Annotated in this window: 3 protein-coding genes; 2 read left to right on the plus strand and 1 reads right to left on the minus strand. The window is 48.8% G+C overall.

Translation table 11 applies throughout. The features are described from left to right. A partial coding sequence (locus MHN01_RS24285) for a D-serine ammonia-lyase (RefSeq protein WP_239413947.1) occupies positions 1-617 on the plus strand: 617 nt, incomplete at its 5' end. A 249-nt stretch (positions 618-866) separates the two neighbouring features. Then, a complete protein-coding gene (locus MHN01_RS24290) occupies positions 867-1355 on the plus strand; it encodes a hypothetical protein (protein WP_075768240.1) in 489 nt (162 codons plus the stop codon). Positions 1356-1444: 89 nt separating this feature from the next. Here the strand turns inward: MHN01_RS24290 and MHN01_RS24295 are convergent. Further along, positions 1445-2564 (minus strand): radical SAM protein (locus MHN01_RS24295; RefSeq protein WP_239413948.1); only part of this gene is annotated, 1120 nt, incomplete at its 5' end.

Genomic DNA, 2564 nt, shown 5'->3' on the forward strand with positions numbered 1-2564 from the left:
TCTATTCGCAAACCTTGTTCCTGGGTTATTCTGTTGCCGGAGAGCGGGTAAAGAAACAGTTTGATGATACGGGGATCACCGTTGATGAGCAGCACCCACTGTTTGTCTACCTGCCGTGTGGTGTTGGCGGAGGCCCTGGCGGCGTGGCGTTCGGCCTGAAAATGGCCTTTGGTGATAATGTCCACTGTATCTTTGCCGAGCCAACCCATTCCCCTTGCATGCTGCTGGGTGTTCATACCGGACTTCATGATGCAATCGCGGTGCAGGATATCGGTATCGACAACATTACGGCTGCTGACGGGCTTGCTGTCGGCCGTGCTTCAGGCTTTGTAGGACGGGCGATGGAAAGGCTGCTTGATGGCTACTACACCGTTACCGATGAAAGGATGTACCACCATCTGGGAGAGCTAAGCAAGCATGAAGATATCCAGCTTGAGCCTTCAGCATTGGCCGGTATGCTCGGTCCTGTCTGGGTCTCAGGCAACGAGGAATACCGCGAACGTGTTCAGCTTGATGATCACAAGATGAAAAATGCAACGCATCTGGTCTGGGCTACGGGAGGTGGTATGGTGCCGGAAGAAGAGATGGCTTCATATATCGCCAAATCAGGGAGTTAATTCTTTTTTGCTAAGGCATGGTTTCGGCTATGCCTTTTTCTTGTCTGATCTGCCGCGCAGCCAGTAAAAATGGCGTGTGTAGCCTTGTAGGCTTTCTCGAACTGGTGCTTTATTACCGCACTTAATTGTCAAAATTTTGACCTCTGTCACTCTATTTGATCTAAATCTTGATAAAACGCATAGCCCTTAGCTGCCAACGTGCATAATGTCTCGGGTGTCCCGTATTCGTTTAAGTAAAAGGTTACAAATATGTCTGATGTACCAGCGTCTGTTACAAAGGTTGCCGAAGTCGTTCAGCCGGTTGCCGAGTCTTCAGGTTCAATTTGGGGGTATGTAGCAGGTGGTGCTGTCTTACTAGTTCTGGCGGGCTTCTTTGGTTACAGAAAGCTAAATACGCCTGCATTCATCATTAAGCAGGTAAGAAAGAGAAATCTGAAAGAGATCCAGAAGCAGGGTATCGAGAGCTCAGAGTTTATTGTTGATTTGGACAAGCTACTTGATTCAGTACTTGAGTACGCTAACGAAAACAACAAGAAAGGCAGCGATGTTGTGAAGATCATTAGCCCGCTTAACGATGCTGATCGTATCAAGACGCCTCGCGACATGTATCAGGCAATGATTTATATCTGTAATTCAATCAATGACTCATCTCTGGCTCGTGAATTGAAGAATAAGTCCAAGCAGGTTAAGGGAAGCTCAGCTCTGATGACCGGCTTGTTGAAGCGCGCGGGAATCTAATACTCCCATTCGTTTCAAAGAAGGCTGCGTTACGCGATAACGCAGCTTTTTTTATGCGTGTTTGTAACTCCCTGAATATATTTTCTGCATCAGTTAATTGTCCTGCTTCTTCCCCTGAGAAAGCGTGACGGTAACTGATCCACGGGGATCACTTCGATAATTTGTTCTGTGCCAGACAGGCTTCCTGTTACCGGAGACCAATATTTTCCTTCGCTTGTTTGTATCGCCTGGTGGATGAACCCATCCCGCTTGGCATTATGCAGGCACATCGAAATTGGCCCGTCTCGTGTCATGGTATTGAATACGCAGCAGGCAATTCTTTCCTGATCAAGCTGGCTGGCATCCATAAAGTTATGGACGATAAATGAAAGGGTGGTGGCTTTTCCTCTGCTGGCTATTAAGGTCCTTTTGAGTTGCCATAACCTTCTTGATCCCCATTTCGCAAGCCTAAAGGCGAGTGATGGGTGCTTTAGCAACCACCATCCGAAGCGGCAGGCTGACTGTACTGGTAGGTTACGTTGCCAGTTGACCGTTTTGCTGGCCCGCAGCACTTGGCCGAAAAGCCAGTCGTCATCGTAAAAATTATGAGCTTGATTATTAATAACTAACGCCAGGGCATAGCGATTGCAGTTGGGGTGGCCTGCTTGTACGGCATCAAAGTTAAGAACAGTGCCACTTCCTTGGTTGATGCGCTCTACCGTGTTTTTCAGGGTGATATCGTCTGCACGCGTTGTCAGTGTGCCTCGGCCGGTATCGGCCTGAAGTTGAAAAGAGGCGGTGCGAAGCTGTGTGGCGTGGTCACAGAAGAAGCGGACAAGCTCAGGAAGCTCGTGATAATTGCCTTCGTGCAGCGTGGTATTGAACATCACACTAAGCGGCAAGCCTTTCACTTTGTCCAGATAGGCCTGGCGAATAACATTGAGTTCCAGCTCGGTGTTGTAACCCTTGCGCAGCTGGGTGGTATCGACATGAAAGGCGACATCAGTTAAACCAACTCGGCATAGCTTTTTTAGTAGTGACCTGCTTGCCCGAATGCCGTTGGTCATCAAAGTCGCACGCATGCCCAGCTTGCGGATTCTGGCAATGATGGTACATAACTCGTCGGGTTTTCTGAGTGTCGGCTCGCCTCCGGTTACCTGTATATCGGTGTTCTTCCCGTAGTAGTGATACACTTGCTCTATTCGCCGCATGACTTCATCGAGCGGCAGA

The sequence above is a fragment of the Photobacterium sp. OFAV2-7 genome (assembly GCF_022347985.1).
Classification (GTDB): Bacteria; Pseudomonadota; Gammaproteobacteria; order Enterobacterales; family Vibrionaceae; genus Photobacterium.